Raw genomic sequence first — 14455 nt, 5'->3', positions numbered from 1 at the left:
CGGCAGGATTTATGTCAACCTTTGCCCCAATCATTGACAGTCAATCCAGTTCTGTAAGTATCGGGCGGTAGCCCCGGTTTCGCGGGGGATTTCGGTGTCAATGGTGATTGGACATAGGTGATATAAGGCACTACTGGCCCGACGACCCGTTGGTGGCCGAACCGACAGCCCGGATCAAACCGCGTAAACCTTGAAGCTCGGCCCCTGACCCCATAGATGCGAGCTGTTGTCTTTAAAAGCTCGCTCCTACAGATGCAGATATAGGGGCGCTCAATCAATCGGTAACAGAAGCCGTCCCAGCACCGGCAGGTGGTCGGAAATGGTCAGGGTATCTTCCTGGCGCACATAGCCTTCGATGCGTTGCAGTTTCGGGCTGTAGAACAGGTAGTCCAGGGTGCGGTCAGGGGCTTCGGCACGCGGGTCGTTGGGGAAATGGGTCAGCCACAGTTCACGGTCGATGCCGGTGGCTTCAGGGTTGCTGGGGATCATCGGGTACTTTTCCCACAGCAAGTGCAATTCACTGTCCGGCGAATAACCCGCTCGCAGTTCGGCGGGCAGGCGCAAAAACTGGCCAATCGGCAACAGGTTGAAATCACCGCCAATCAGCCAGGGCGTGCCCTGGCTTTCGAATTTGTCGAGCAACACACCGGTGGCCTGCATTTGAAGGAGCAGGTTGCTGTTGTCCAGGGTCGGGGCATCGAACTGGGTGTTGATGGCAACAATTTGCCCGCCGTCGTTAAGCGGCAGGTAGTTAACCAGCAGCGCAGGTTTTGGCTGGAACTGACGGCTGATGATATTGGCTTCGGCCACGGGCAGTTGCAGGCGCTCGGCGTGTTCGATCTGGTAACGGCTGAGGGTGACCAGTTTGCGCCCGACACTCCCCAGAATATGCCAGTCGGGGACGAAGTCGGCCTTCCAGGTAAAGGCCTGGGTGCTGCAGGGGTATAGATCGACCAGGCGCTCCTGCAGCAGCGCGAGCTGGTCTTGATAGCCACTGGCCTTGGCGTTTTCATCGAGCTCTTGCAGCAGTACCAGATCGGGCTGCTCATCGCGTATCACCCGCGACACTTCATCCAGGCTGAAAGCCATGTCTTCACGGGTCGGGCGCAGGTCCGGACCGCTGCCATCAACCAGGTTGTACCAGAACACATAACGTTTGCCTGCCAGGTACTGGACATTCCAGGTCATAACCTTGAGCGCCTGGCCCGGTACTAGCACCGGGGCTGTGGCCGGGCAGACGAGTGCCAGCACCTCTTTGGCATCGGGTCGCCACGTAACGCTGTAAATCAGACTCGCCAGCGCGGCTGCAAGCAGCAGCAAACCTGACAGGATGGGGCGTAATAAACGTGGCATGGGCTCGGCTTAAGACGTAGCGGGAATTGCCGAGGATACCGGACAGCAGTCCGGCACCCAAGGAGAGGTATATAGCGAATCGTCCCTCTTACTTGTCGGATGGTTCGCCGATGAGCATAAACAAGCGATACAGCACGACAGACAAAAACAGCTGCAAAAAGCTGTTGGCACTTTCCAGGGCCAGAGCGAGCAACGGGTTATCGTCCTTTTGGAACAGCGAGAAGCTCAGCTCCTTGAGCATCATCAACGGCCCGAGTACCGCCAGCAAGCAGACAAAAATCCGCCAGAAGTGCCCGCGGCTCATGGCGAAGCTCGATTTCAGGGCGGCCAGTGGTGGATCACCGCGCAATACCAGGCGGTATTCGGCAAACGCAAACACCACGGTCAGAAAAATCCCGGGAACGAAAAACATCGATAGCCCGAGCACAATCAGCAATGTGCTGATGGCCGCGAGCAGGGCGAATCTGGGCCACAGCGTCAGTGCCTGGGCCAGCAGCTCACGATTGCGCGGGCTTTCGCCACGGCTGCGGGCGTCGAGAAACAGAATCAGCGCGCCGGTGTACAGCGGATACAGAAGCAAACCCACGAGCAGGCCATAGCCGGGCGATGGGTCGGGGCCCACGGCGTTATCCACCATGAGCTGCAGCACGGCCTCAAGGATCACCAGCGGCAAGCACAGCGTCACGATTTGTCCCAGATTGCGCTGGAAGAAGTACAGGGAGTCGCGAATAACAGTCAGCGGATTCATTGTCAGGTATCAGCAGTCAAAAGCGGTGCGTCACTTTAACCGATGCCAGGCGATGGAGAGCAAATGTAAACGTTCTTGTTACGACCCGCCCGGTGTTTGTGAGCACGCCGGGCGGTTTATCCGCGCAAGTCCTCGACAGGCTGGCATACTGCGGCCTTGTTTTTCAGCAGCTGCCCGATTGCCTGGGCACCATGGGGTTTGCCGGTGAAAAGAATTGCGGTCTTCGCAGATGTGCAGAACCTCTATTACACAGTTCGCCAGGCTTATGGCTGCCACTTCAATTACGCGGCGTTGTGGGCTGACATCAGTCAGCGCGGTGAAATCGTCGAGGCCTATGCCTATGCGATCGACCGGGGTGACAGCAAACAGCAGCAGTTTCAGCAGATCCTGCGCAACCTCGGTTTCACGGTAAAACTCAAACCCTACATCCAGCGCAGCGATGGCTCGGCCAAGGGCGACTGGGACGTGGGTATCACCATCGACATCATGGATGTTGCGGCCAATGTCGATGAGGTGGTGCTGGCTTCGGGTGACGGTGATTTCGATCTGCTGCTCGAACGCATTGCCAGCAAGCACGGGGTTGAAACCGTGGCTTATGGGGTGCCTGGCCTTACCGCCAATTCATTGATTCGTGCTGCTGGCCGTTATGTACCGATAGAAGGCAGCTTGCTGCTCAAGTAATTTCCATTTTTTACAGGATTGACCCGGTTTGGAACGCATCGCCGTAATTGACTTTGAAACCACAGGTATCTCCCCGAGCAGCAGCTGCCGGGCGACCGAAATTGCGGTGGTGATTCTTGAACAGGGGCGCATTGTCGAGCGTTACCAGAGCCTGATGAACGCGGGTGTGCGGGTGCCGGGCTTCATCGAGCAACTGACCGGCATCAGCAACGCCATGTTGCGCACGGCGCCATCTGCGCAGCAGGTGATGAACGAGGTCAACGAGTTCGTCGGCACCACGCCTTTGCTGGCCCACAACGCCGCGTTCGACCAAAAATTCTGGGACTTCGAGATGGGGCTCATCAAGCGCACCCGCTTGCAGAACTTTGCCTGCTCGTTGCTGCTGGCCCGGCGTTTGATGCCGGCGGCGCCCAATCACAAGCTGGGCACCCTCACCACCTTCGCCCAGTTGCCCCATACCGGCCAGGCTCACCGGGCCATGGCCGATGCCGAAATGGCAGCCAACCTCACGACCCATCTGGCTGAGCAACTGCGTCAAAAGCACGGCCTGCGAGAGTTGAGCCACGATCTGTTGCGCAGCCTGCAAAAAATTCCTGCCGCCAAAATCAACGAACACCTCAAGCGCTGTCGCGGGTTCTGAAGACCAGGGCCTGTGTAGGCGCGAGCTTGCTCGCGAGCCTTTAGCAGCGGCCCTGTCGCGGCCAAAAGTGTACGGCCACTTTTGGCCGGTTCTGTAACTTAATATTGCCCCCGGCTTTGGCTAAACTCCTCCATCCCCTGCCTTTGCCTTCGAGCTGCCTCCATGCCTGCCGCACGTCGTTTCCCGCTACAACTGATCGGTGCCTTTTTTGCGTTGTATGTGATTTGGGGTTCGACCTATCTGGTCATCCGTATCGGCATCGAGTCCTGGCCGCCGCTGATGATGGCCGGGGTCCGCTTTCTGGTGGCAGGCAGCTTGATGTACGGCTTCATGCGCTGGCGCGGGGCGCCCGCACCGACCTTCGTGCAGTGGCGCGCAGCCGGCATGATCGGTTTTCTGTTACTGGCGTGCGGCAACGGCGGGGTGACGCTGGCGGAACACTCCGGGGTCGCTTCGGGCGTCGCGGCGCTGGCCGTGGCCACCGTGCCGTTGTTTACATTGCTGTTCGGTTATTTCTGGGGCGCCCGCAATACCCGTCTGGAATGGGCCGGGATTGCCCTGGGACTGATCGGTATCGGCATGCTCAACCTGGGTTCCAACCTGCAGGCCAGCCCGATAGGCGCCGCGATGATTTTGTTTGCCGCAGCCGCCTGGGCATTCGGTTCGGTGTGGAGCCGGCACTTGCCGCTGCCGGCCGGGCCCATGGCCAGTGCCGCCGAAATGCTGGTGGCGGGCGCCGTGCTCTTGATTGGCAGCCTGTTGAGTGGCGAGCGCATGACCCAGATGCCCACTGCCGCAGGCTGGGGCGCATTGCTCTATCTGGTGTTCTTCGGTTCGATCATTGCCTTCAGTGCCTACATGTACCTGCTGAAAAACGTACGCCCGGCGGCGGCCACCAGTTACGCCTACGTCAACCCGGCCGTGGCGGTGATGCTGGGCATCGCATTCGCCGGCGAGACCATAGGTTTCGAGGAGTGCCTGGCGATGGCGGTCATCATCAGCGCCGTGGTGTTGATCGGTTTGCCGCAGTGGCGCAAGCAGAAACCGGTCTGAATTAGGGTAAACTGCGCGCCATTGCAACTTATGCACCCCTGCGCTGACCTTTTTCGACGGTATCCCCATGACATTCGCCACCCTTGGCCTGATCGAACCCTTGCTGCGCGCTCTTGAGACGCTCGGCTACAAGACCCCAACCCCGGTTCAGGCCCAAGCGATCCCCGCAGTGCTGGCTGGCCGCGACCTGATGGCCGCCGCCCAGACCGGCACCGGCAAAACGGGCGGTTTCGCCCTGCCGCTGCTGCAGTCGCTGACCATGGAAGGTCCGAAAGTTGCCAGTAACATGGTGCGCGCCCTGGTACTGGTGCCAACCCGCGAACTGGCCGAACAGGTTCACGAGAGCATCCGCCAGTACGCCGAGCATTTGCCGTTGAGCACCTATGCGGTCTACGGCGGCGTCAGCATCAACCCGCAAATGATGAAAATGCGCAAAGGGGTTGATGTCCTGGTGGCCACTCCGGGTCGTCTGCTCGATCTCTATCGGCAGAAGGCGATCAAGTTCACCCAGCTGCAAACCCTGATCCTCGATGAAGCGGATCGCATGCTCGACCTGGGCTTCTCCGAAGAGCTGCGGGATATCTACCGCGTATTGCCGAAAAAGCGCCAGACCCTGCTGTTTTCGGCAACCTTTTCTGATGCCATCCGCCTGTTGGCCGAGCAGATGCTCGACAACCCGCTGAGCATCGAAGTCAGCCCGCGCAACGTAGCGGCCAGCAGCGTCAAGCAATGGATCATTCCGGTCGACAAAAAGCGCAAGCCGGAGCTGTTCCTGCATTTGCTGCGCACCCAGCAATGGAAGCAAGTGCTGGTGTTTGCCAAGACCCGTAACGGTGTCGATGAACTGGTGGGCAAGCTGCAAGGCCTGGGCATCAACGCCGACGGCATTCATGGCGACAAGCCGCAGGCCACGCGTCAGCGTGCGCTGGACCGGTTCAAGGCCAGCGAAGTGCAAATCCTGGTCGCGACCGATGTTGCCGCCCGTGGTCTGGATATTGAAGACCTGCCGCTGGTGATCAACTTCGACATGCCGATCGTGGCCGAAGACTACATCCACCGCATTGGCCGCACTGGCCGTGCCGGTCAGAAGGGCGAAGCGATTTCGTTTGTCTGCGCCGATGAAGTGAACATGTTGTCGGCGATCGAGATGCTGACCCGTCAGACCTTGCCGCGCCATGAACAACAGGACTTCGAGCCGGAGCACCGCGTGCCCGAGACTGATGCAACCGGTCAGGTGATCAAAAAGCCGAAGAAGCCGAAAAAACCGAAAACCTCAGGCGGTGGCGGCAAGCGCAACCTGGGTAAATGGGTCGACAGCGGCGAAGCTGCACCGGTTGAACCTTCGGTCAAACCCGTGCGTAAAGTCCCTGTGTTCAATACCGGCCCGCGCAAGCGCAAGCCGTAAGCCAAACCCGCTTGTCCGCGACGCCATCGCGGGCAAGCTCGCTCTCGCAAGCGTCAGGCTTTGAGCCAGCTCAAAAGCCCCAACCCTGCGGCCCTGCCACTGGCAAAACAGCCTGTGAGCAAATAGCCGCCGGTGGGGGCTTCCCAATCGAGCATTTCCCCCGCGCAGAACACCCCCGGGATGGCTTTAAGCATCAGGTTTTCATCCATCGCTTCAAACCGCACGCCTCCCGCGCTGCTGATGGCTTCGTCCAGTGGACGGGTTTTTATCAGGTTCAGCGCCAACCCCTTGATTGCCTGAGCCAGCCTCTGCGGGTCGGCAAAGCACTCGGCCGGCGCCAATTCGCGCAGCAGCGCGGCTTTCACCCCGTCTATCCCCAGTTGACTGTGCAGATGCTTGCTCATGGAGCGCGAGCCGCGAGGTTTGGCCAGTGCTGCGGCAACTTTATCCACAGGCTTGCCCGGCAGCAGATCGATCAGGATGGTGGCCACCCCCTGTTGATTGATCGCCTCACGAATCGGCGCCGACCAGGCGTAAATCAGGCTGCCTTCAATGCCGCTGGCGGTAATCACGCACTCACCCAGACGCGGGGTGCTGTTTTGCAGGGCAATCGCGATGTTCTTCAGGGGGGCTCCGGCAAACTTGCTGCGCAGCACTTCACTCCAGCCCGCCACATCAAACCCGCAGTTGCTCGGCTGCAGCGGCGCCAGTTCCACCCCGCGCCCGGCCAGAAGCGGCATCCACGCCCCGTCCGAGCCCAGGCGAGCCCAACTGCCGCCGCCCAGCGCCAGTAACACCGCATCAGGCTTGAGTTGCTGCTCACCTGTCGGGCTGTCGATCCTTAACTGGCCATCGGCATGCCAGCCCAGCCAGCGATGGCGGGTGTGGATAACTACCCCGGATTCGCGCAGACGCTTGAGCCAGGCGCGCAGCAATGGCGCGGCTTTCATATCGGTGGGAAATACCCGGCCTGAACTGCCGACAAAGGTTTCGATGCCCAGGTCGTGAATCCACTGGCACAAGGCCGTAGCATCGAAGGCCCGCAGCAGCGTAGCCATTTGCGGGGCGCGCTCGGCGTAACGTGACAGGAATGCCGGGTAGGCTTCGGAATGAGTGATGTTCATGCCGCCGACACCGGCCAGCAGGAATTTGCGTCCGACCGAGGGCATGGCGTCATACAGATCGACCCGCACCCCGGCCTGGCTCAGCACTTCAGCGGCCATCAGGCCTGCGGGCCCACCGCCGATAATGGCGACGTGGCGGGAAGGGGAGGTGGTGGGCTCTGTCATGGCGGGGCTGCAAATCGGCGAAATAAGTCGCGCATTCTACCTGACTAATGTCCATATGCCCTGCAAGACCGCTGCCCCTGCAGGGGTTGGGTTGGCCTTGTGGGCGCTGGCTTGCCAGCGATGGCATCGATGCCGGGATAGAGCCAATTGCGTCGCCTGCATGGCTGGCAAGTCGGCGCACACAGAAGATGGATGTTGTCTGTATGAAAAACATACAGCTCTCTGCAGCCCATAGACTACGTGGCCTGCAAGAGCTTTCACTCAGGTTATCCACAGGCAGTTCCACAGGCATTGTGGGTAATTAGTAGCAGCCGGAAGACAGCCAGACCTTTTGTGCACTGTGGTGCAGGATCCCGTGGCGTCGGGCCAGGGCTTTGCGATCTTTGCTGTAACCGCCGCCTATAACACCGACGACTGGAATATCCCGTCCCAGGCAGTGGCGCATCACGCTCTCATCGCGCGCGGCGACGCCGGCATCGGTCAGCTTCAAATAGCCCAGGGCATCGTCCTTGTGCACATCGACACCGGCGTCGTACAGCACCAGATCGGGCTGATACAGCGCCAGCAGGTAATTGAGCGCGTCATCGACCACTTGCAGATATTCGGTATCCCCCATGCCCATGGGCAGGCCAATGTCCCAGTCGCTTTGTGCCTTGCGTGCCGGAAAATTCTTTTCGCAGTGCAGGGAAACGGTAATTGCATCCGGCGTATGTTCAAGAATCCGCGCCGTGCCATCGCCCTGGTGTACATCGCAATCGAAGATCAATACCCGGTTTACCCGGCCGCTTTCCAGTAGATAGCGGCTGATGACTGCCAGATCATTGAAGATGCAGAAGCCCGCGGGGTGGTCGTAGTGGGCGTGATGAGTGCCACCTGCCAGATGACAGGCCAGCCCGTGCTCAAGGGCCTGTTCGGCCGCCAGCAACGAGCCGCCGACCGCGCGGATGGTGCGGCGTGCCAGCGCTTCACTCCAGGGCAGGCCCAGGCGTCGCTGGTCTTCGCGGGCCAGTTCACCGGCCATGTAACGCTCGATGTAGGCGCGGTCATGGGCGAGGGCGAGGATATCCACAGGGCACAGTTCGGGGCGCAACAAATCGGCGTCGCGGGTCAGGCCGGACTGGACCAGGTGATCGCGCAGCAGGCGGAACTTGTCCATCGGGAAGCGATGTTCCGCCGGGAACTCAGGGCTGTAGTCATCGTGGTAAATCAGAGGTAAAGGCATGGGATTTCGCACCGAACGAGCGTTTGATATTAACAGCGCTGTACACTGCGAGGTATTCGAAAAGCCCGGTAACAAATCGGAGATAACAGATGGAGCAGATTAAAGAGCTCGAAAGTGCCCGTTTGCGGTTACGCCCGTGGCGTGACACAGATTTGCCCGAGTTCGCTGCGATGTCTGCCGACCCTCAGGTGATGCGCTATTTTCCTGCGCCCTTGAGCCGTCTGGAAAGTGCCGCGCTGATAGGCCGGATTCGTGGTCACTTTGCCGAATACGGCTACGGATTGTGGGCGCTGGAGCGCAAGGATACCGGGGCCTTCATCGGTTTCACCGGGTTGTTCAATGTCAATTTTGCTGCACCTTTCACGCCGGCCGTGGAAATTGGCTGGCGCCTGGCCCCGGAACACTGGGGCCTGGGCTATGCCAGCGAGGCGGCCTGGGCGGCGCTGCGGTGCGCCTTTGACCGATTGGCACTGGATCAGGTGGTGTCATTTACCAGCCAGTTGAACCTGCCGTCGCAAAAGGTCATGCAGGCGATCGGCATGCAGCACGATCCGGACGGTGACTTTGAACATCCCCGGCTGCCTGAAGGGCATCCGCTAAGGTCACATGTGCTGTATCGCATTACGCGGGCACAGTGGCTGGAAACCCTGCACGGCTAGGCAGGCCGAGAGCGGCGAAAGCCAGAATTTTGTTGTCCGGCGTAGCCAAGGCTACCCCGGTATTGCTCTGTGTGAGGAGAATCCGAATGAGCCAAGTGTTGGAAGATCTGGTCAATTTACTGACCCTGGAACCGATCGAAGAGAACCTCTTTCGCGGTAGCAGTCAGGACTTGGGCTTTCGCCAGTTGTTCGGCGGTCAAGTGCTCGGACAATCGTTGTCGGCCATGAGCCAGACAGTCGAAGATGCGCGGCACGTGCACTCGATGCACGGCTACTTTTTGCGCCCGGGGGATGCCGGGTTGCCGGTGGTCTATCAGGTGGACCGGGTGCGCGATGGCGGCAGTTTCAGCACGCGCCGGGTGACCGCGATCCAGAAGGGTCAGCCGATTTTCACCTGTAGCGCTTCATTCCAGTACGACGAAGGCGGCTTTGAGCACCAGACTCCGATGCCCGATGTGGTGGGCCCGGAAAACCTGCCTTCGGAACTCGAAATGATTCGTCAGCGTGCGCATCTGATCCCCGAATCGATGCGTGAAAAGTTGCTGTGCGCCAAACCCATCGAATTTCGTCCGGTGGTGGGCGAAGACCCGTTCAACCCCAAGATCACCGACCCGATCAAGTACGTCTGGTTTCGTGCCGATGGCGCACTGGCTGACTCGCCGGCGCTGCACAAATACCTGCTGGCCTATGCCTCGGACTTCGGTTTGCTGACCACCTCGCTGCTGCCCCATGGCAAAGGCGTGTGGCAAAAGGACATGCAGGTAGCCAGCCTTGATCACGCGCTGTGGTTCCACCAGGACCTGCGTGCCGATGACTGGTTGCTGTACGCCATGGACAGCCCGTGGGCGGGAAATTCACGCGGGTTTTCCCGGGGTAGCGTCTTTAACCGCGCCGGCCAGCTGGTTGCGTCTGTCACACAAGAAGGTTTGATTCGTCATCGTAAGGACTGGGCATGACACTCAAGGAAGTAAAACACTGGGTTTTTGATATGGACGGTACTTTGACCGTCGCGGTGCATGACTTTGACGCGATTCGTCGGGCGCTGGACATCCCTGTGCAAGTGGATATTTTGACCCACCTCAACGGCTTGCCTGCCCACGAGGCGCAAGCCAAGCACGCCTGGTTGCTGGAGCACGAGCGTGAACTGGCACTGGCCTCAACCCCGGCACCCGGGGCGGTAGAGTTGGTGCGCGAGCTGGCGGCCCGCGGTTGTCGCCTGGGAGTGCTGACCCGCAATGCCCGGGAGCTGGCGCATATCACCCTGGAGGCCATTGGTCTGGCCCCGCTTTTTGCGCCGCAGGATGTTCTGGGTCGCGACAATGCTGCGCACAAACCCGACCCCGACGGCCTGTTGCAACTGGCCCGGGCATGGGAGGTGGATCCGTCACAGATGGTGATGGTGGGGGATTATCGTTTTGACCTGGATTGTGGTCGTGCGGCGGGCAGTAAAACAGTACTGGTCAACGTGCCCGAAAATCCGTGGCCGGAACTGACCGACTGGCATGCGCGGGACTGTTTCGAACTGCGCAAGCTTATCGCCTGACCCTGTAGAAGCGAGCTCTTCGCGGCCTCGTTGAAAAGCTCGCGAGCAAGCTCGCTCCTACAGATGCAATTGCAGCCTCCTGCATGGGGTGCCTTCCGGTCTGGACGGTGAGGGCTGGGATCTGCCGCATGTTTGCACTGCACAACCCCTGTAGGAGCGAGCTTGTCTCGCGAGCTCTTCGCGGCCGCGTTGAAAAGCTCGCGAGACAAGCTCGCTCCTACAGATGCAATTGCAGCCATCTGCATGGGGTGCTTTCCGGTCTGGAGGGTGAGGGCTGGGATCTGCCGCATGTTTGCACTGCACAACCCCCCCCTGTAGGAGCGAGCTTGCTCGCGAGCTCTTTGCGGCTTGAAAAGCTCGCGAGCAAGCTCGCTCCTACAGATGCAATTGCAGCCATCTGCATGGGGTGCCTTCCGGTCTGGAGGGTGAGGGCTGGGATCTGCCGCATGTTTGCACTGCACACCCCCCTGTAGGAGCGAGCTTGCTCGCGAGCTCTTTGCGGCTTGAAAAGCTCGCGAGACAAGCTCGCTCCTACAGGTGCAATTGCAGCCATCTGCATGGGGTGCTTTCCGGTCTGGAGGGTGAGGGCTGGGATCTGCCGCATGTTTGCACTGCGCAACCCTTGTCTCGCGAGCTCTTCGCGGTTACAGGTTTATGGGGAGGAAGATTGCTCGCCGAACAACACCTTCTGCCCATCGGGGGAGGTGAACATCCGGTCGCCGTTGTGCCCGACCCCGGGCACTTCTATCAGTCGCTGATTGAGCCCCTGCGGATGGCGCTGGGTCAGATACTCGAAGTAATTCTTGCCCCGCACCAGCCTGAACGCGCCCTGGGCCTCGGCCTCGCAACCCTTGTCGAGGGCCGGGTGGTTGGGGTCGATGTCTTTGGCTCCGAGCAAGTAGGTAATCTCACGTCCGACATAGGCCTGTTCCAGTTGCTCGGGGCTTTCTCTCCGGGCGTAGGCTGGCAGGTGCTGGAGCCCGTATTTCCAGCTATTGAAACCCGGGCAACTGGCCGGATCGAAGGTGGGGATCGGTCGCTGCGCATTGAAATAGGCGTAGGACGAAGGGTTGGCAATCACATAGCGCAGCTTGATCCCGTGCTCCTGCAACGCTTTGCCAGCACGGGTTGTCAGTGCGTAGCGCTGCACCACTTGCGCGCCTCCCGAGTGTCCGGCGACCACTATCTCGCGCAGGGCCGGATAGCGTTTACCATCAGCAAGACGCTCCAGGATCTGATCCAGCGCCGCATAAGAACTGAGGGGCGCAGGACTTGTGGCGGGTGCGCCGGCCATCCAGTCATTGGCGTGCCAGCGCAATATATCGGCGGGCAGGCTATGGCGGGCAGTGTCGCTTTCATTCAAAAACTGCGGGGCGATGATCAGGGTTGTGGATAACTGTCCGGCCCGGGTCGCCGCCTGTTCAACGCTGTGCAGGTAGGTCTGGGCATTGCGCAAACGGCCATGGATCACAATCAGGGCCCGCTGCACCTGGGGGAGCGGCTGTTGCCAGTCCTGGCTCAAGCCCAGCGCCAGTTGTGCGGTGCCGATTTGCAGATGCTCGGGGCTCAGTTCCCTGACCCCCTGTTCTGCAGCCCGTGCCGCCGTGCAGACCAGCAGCAGCCCGAGCATCGAAACCATCAGGCGCGAGCCCATTTACAGCCTTGCTGCCGAAAAGGTGTCGCACTGGTTGATATCACCTTGGGCGAAACCGGTCTTGAACCACTTCACCCGTTGCGCCGACGTGCCGTGGGTAAAGGAGTCCGGCACTACACGGCCCTGGCTTTGTTGCTGCAGGCGATCGTCGCCGATGGCATTGGCGGCGTTCAGGGCTTGCTCGACATCCCCCGGCTCCAGCCAGTTCAGGCGCTTTTGCGCATGGTTGGCCCAAACCCCCGCCAGGCAGTCGGCTTGCAGTTCCTGGCGCACCAGCAATCCACCTGCACCCTCCATGCGCTGGCCTTGTTGACGGACCATTTGCATTTTTGACGAGATACCCAGCAGGGTCTGCACGTGATGGCCTACCTCGTGGGCGATCACATAGGCCTGGGCGAAGTCGCCACCGGCCTTGAAGCGCTGGGACATTTCCTGGAAGAAACTCATGTCCAGGTAAACCTTTTGGTCCGCCGGGCAGTAAAACGGCCCGGTGGCTGCCGAAGCAAAACCGCAGGCTGAATTCACCTGGCCGCGAAACAGCACGAGGGTCGGGTCTTTATAGGTACGACCGGCCTGTTGAAAAATCTGACGCCAGGTGTCCTCGGTATCGCCCAGCACCGCGCGCACGAAGTCGGCCTGTTGATCATTGGCCGGCGGCGCATGCCCGGCTTGCTGGGTGACCTGGGGCGAGGATTGCTCGCTGAGCTGGCCACTGAGTTGCCCAAGGATTTGCATCGGGTCCTGGCCGGTCAACAAGCCGAACCCGACAATCACCACCACCGCCATCAGGCTCAGGCCTTTGCCGCCGCCAATGCGCATCCCGCCGCCCCCGGTGCTTTGATCGCGCACGTCTTCCACGTTGTCGCTGCGTCGGCCTTTTTTCCAAAGCATGGGGCAATCCTCTGATAAATCCTGTTGATAGTGTTGTTGCTGAGCCGGGGCTTCGCCAGACCGGTTGTCAGACGCCTTTCAAGAGCGCAAGGAGTATGGCAGTTACCGCGCCAGGCAAGGTAAAAGCAGGTGTCGGCACGGGTGACAGATTAGCCCGGCCCGGCAAAAAGACCGCCAGTGCCTGAATAGAGTTCCGGGCCCCGCGCTGAAGTGGTTGAATACCGCCTGTCCTCGCCCCGGAGTTGTCAGCCCTGTGAACATTGATACCCGCATCAAATACCGGCACCTGGTGTGCTTTCTGGAGATGGCACGTCAGGGCAGTCTGGCGCGGGCGGCGGATGTGCTGGCGGTGAGTCAGCCGGCCATGTCAAAAACCCTCAAGGAGCTGGAACAGCTACTGACGGTCAGCTTGTTTGTGCGCAGCAAAACCGGGGTCAGCCTGACCGAAGCCGGTGTGGCCTTCCTGCGCTATGCGACGCCCTCGGTGCAGGCCCTGCGCGAAGGGGTGAATGCCTTGCGCGGGGGCGAATATGCGGGCGGGACGGTACGCCTTGGCGTGTTGTCGACCGTTGAAAGCCTGCTGATACCCGAACTGGTGAGCCGCCTGCATGCGCGGCACTCGTCGCTGGTGGTGAGTGTGGTGACGGGGCCGAGTGCCTACCTGTTATCGCAACTGCGGGTGGGAGATGTCGATCTGGTGGTGGGGCGGATGACAGATAGTCCGGAAATTCAGGGGATGAATTTCGAACACCTTTACAGCGAATCCATGACCCTGGTGGTGCGCGCCGGCCATCCGCTTACGCAATTGCCGCTGGATCGCAGTCGGCTGGAACACTATCCGCTGGTACTGCCGCTGGCCAATACCACCATCCGCGCCTTTGCCGACAGCCTGTTCGTACAGTGCGGTATCAGCCAGTCCCGTCAGCGTCTGGAGACCCTGTCGATTACCCTGAGCCGGCGTTATGTGCTGCACAACGATGCGGTCTGGATAGCGCCGCTGGACGCTGTGCGCCTGGATCTGGCGAGTGGTGAACTGCAAGAAGTCGACCTCGGCCAGCGCGAACCCGGGGGCTCGATCGGTATTTGCAGCAACGCCCATGTACCAATGTCGGTGGCGGCACAGGGCTGTGTCGAGGTGCTGCGGGAGCTGGGGCAGGCCTACTGCGAGGGTATTTATCCATAACCGTATGGTTATGGGTTGAGTCTGGCTTTTCAGTAGTCCTTGCCTGCCTGTTGTTTGAAAATGACCACTATATGCCTGCCCCCCGCCCTGGCTTTTGTCGGAGCGAGGGAGGGGCCTGGCCTTTATAAAAACAA

General features: G+C 60.2%; 14 protein-coding genes. 8 read left to right on the top strand and 6 right to left on the bottom strand.

Going from position 1 to position 14455, the window contains the following annotated elements:
• Window positions 1-270: 270 nt before the first annotated feature.
• The gene (locus JQ845_RS16480; RefSeq protein WP_203009270.1) at window positions 271-1353 is read right to left on the bottom strand and encodes an endonuclease/exonuclease/phosphatase family protein; all 1083 of its coding nucleotides are present in this window, start codon (window positions 1351-1353) and stop codon (window positions 271-273) included.
• 88 nt (window positions 1354-1441) lie between these two features.
• Window positions 1442-2101, bottom strand: coding sequence for a YciC family protein (locus JQ845_RS16475; RefSeq protein ID WP_003444039.1), 660 nt, complete (start codon window positions 2099-2101; stop codon window positions 1442-1444).
• Window positions 2102-2305: 204 nt separating this feature from the next.
• Here JQ845_RS16475 and JQ845_RS16470 point away from each other — a divergent pair, with 204 nt between their 5' ends.
• From JQ845_RS16470 to JQ845_RS16455, 4 genes are all read left to right on the top strand, one after another.
• Window positions 2306-2782: an NYN domain-containing protein gene (locus tag JQ845_RS16470; RefSeq protein ID WP_003444036.1), complete on the top strand. Its 477-nt coding sequence runs from the start codon at window positions 2306-2308 to the stop codon at window positions 2780-2782.
• Window positions 2783-2810: 28 nt separating this feature from the next.
• Window positions 2811-3422 carry a 3'-5' exonuclease gene (locus JQ845_RS16465; RefSeq protein WP_003444033.1) on the top strand — a complete coding sequence of 204 codons (612 nt, stop codon included), beginning with the start codon at window positions 2811-2813 and terminating at the stop codon, window positions 3420-3422.
• Between the two features lie 162 nt (window positions 3423-3584).
• Complete coding sequence (yedA, locus tag JQ845_RS16460) at window positions 3585-4475, top strand: drug/metabolite exporter YedA (protein WP_003444031.1); 891 nt, start codon at window positions 3585-3587, stop codon at window positions 4473-4475.
• Between the two features lie 67 nt (window positions 4476-4542).
• A complete protein-coding gene (locus JQ845_RS16455) occupies window positions 4543-5880 on the top strand; it encodes a DEAD/DEAH box helicase (protein WP_003444029.1) in 1338 nt (445 codons plus the stop codon).
• Window positions 5881-5933: 53 nt separating this feature from the next.
• Here JQ845_RS16455 and JQ845_RS16450 read toward each other — a convergent pair whose 3' ends face one another.
• Both JQ845_RS16450 and JQ845_RS16445 read right to left on the bottom strand, forming a co-directional pair.
• Window positions 5934-7169 carry a TIGR03862 family flavoprotein gene (locus tag JQ845_RS16450; RefSeq protein ID WP_203009269.1) on the bottom strand — a complete coding sequence of 412 codons (1236 nt, stop codon included), beginning with the start codon at window positions 7167-7169 and terminating at the stop codon, window positions 5934-5936.
• A 301-nt stretch (window positions 7170-7470) separates the two neighbouring features.
• Complete coding sequence (locus JQ845_RS16445) at window positions 7471-8391, bottom strand: histone deacetylase family protein (protein WP_010655530.1); 921 nt, start codon at window positions 8389-8391, stop codon at window positions 7471-7473.
• Window positions 8392-8480: 89 nt separating this feature from the next.
• Here JQ845_RS16445 and JQ845_RS16440 point away from each other — a divergent pair, with 89 nt between their 5' ends.
• The 3 genes from JQ845_RS16440 to JQ845_RS16430 all read left to right on the top strand — a co-directional run bounded on the left by JQ845_RS16440 (window position 8481) and on the right by JQ845_RS16430 (window position 10593).
• A complete protein-coding gene (locus JQ845_RS16440; RefSeq protein WP_010655531.1) occupies window positions 8481-9050 on the top strand; it encodes a GNAT family N-acetyltransferase in 570 nt (189 codons plus the stop codon).
• A gap of 86 nt (window positions 9051-9136) precedes the next feature.
• Window positions 9137-10006 (top strand): acyl-CoA thioesterase II, encoded by an 870-nt coding sequence (gene tesB, locus JQ845_RS16435; RefSeq protein WP_003444021.1) that lies wholly within the window; start codon window positions 9137-9139, stop codon window positions 10004-10006.
• Window positions 10003-10593: an HAD family hydrolase gene (locus JQ845_RS16430; protein WP_127196883.1), complete on the top strand. Its 591-nt coding sequence runs from the start codon at window positions 10003-10005 to the stop codon at window positions 10591-10593. Before tesB ends, JQ845_RS16430 begins: the two co-directional genes overlap by 4 nt.
• Window positions 10594-11245: 652 nt before the next feature.
• Here JQ845_RS16430 and JQ845_RS16425 read toward each other — a convergent pair.
• Together JQ845_RS16425 and ypfJ are read right to left on the bottom strand one after the other, a co-directional pair.
• Entirely contained in the window at window positions 11246-12247 is a 1002-nt protein-coding gene (locus tag JQ845_RS16425; RefSeq protein ID WP_203009268.1) for an alpha/beta hydrolase, read from the bottom strand.
• Complete coding sequence (gene ypfJ, locus JQ845_RS16420) at window positions 12248-13138, bottom strand: KPN_02809 family neutral zinc metallopeptidase (protein ID WP_203009267.1); 891 nt, start codon at window positions 13136-13138, stop codon at window positions 12248-12250.
• Window positions 13139-13391: 253 nt separating this feature from the next.
• Between ypfJ and pcaQ the strand changes: the two genes are divergently transcribed.
• Entirely contained in the window at window positions 13392-14321 is a 930-nt protein-coding gene (gene pcaQ, locus JQ845_RS16415) for a pca operon transcription factor PcaQ (protein ID WP_003444011.1), read from the top strand.
• Window positions 14322-14455: the final 134 nt, after the last annotated feature.

Source organism: Pseudomonas paraversuta (assembly GCF_904063065.1).
GTDB classification, from domain to species: Bacteria; Pseudomonadota; Gammaproteobacteria; order Pseudomonadales; family Pseudomonadaceae; genus Aquipseudomonas; species Aquipseudomonas paraversuta.
This window is presented reverse-complemented; position numbering and strand designations above follow the sequence as displayed.